General features: G+C 38.8%; 1 pseudogene. It reads right to left on the bottom strand.

The window, feature by feature from the left end:
• Positions 1 to 255, bottom strand: a pseudogene (locus DOS84_RS18920) (glucosamine-6-phosphate deaminase); the annotation flags it as partial.

A 255-nucleotide genomic window follows, 5' to 3' on the forward strand; every position in this document is an offset into this window, starting at 1 on the left:
TCTCGATGGTTCCCGTTTCATAGAAAGGAAGCTCCATAAAATGAATTTGTTCGTCTGGCAAACCTACAAAGTGAGCCGTGGCTCGGGCTTCTCCTTTTCTGATTAGCCCCTTTAAGTATCGAACTTCTGGAATGTCAATTTTATTGACTTTTTTGTTTTTAAGAAAGGCTTCGGCCTTTTTATAGATATCCTCCGCTTCAGCACTTTGTATTCCAAATTTTTCATTGTAATCACAAACAAAACGTGCAAATCGCA

This window comes from Flavobacterium aquariorum (genome assembly GCF_003254745.1).
GTDB lineage: Bacteria > Bacteroidota > Bacteroidia > Flavobacteriales > Flavobacteriaceae > Flavobacterium > Flavobacterium aquariorum.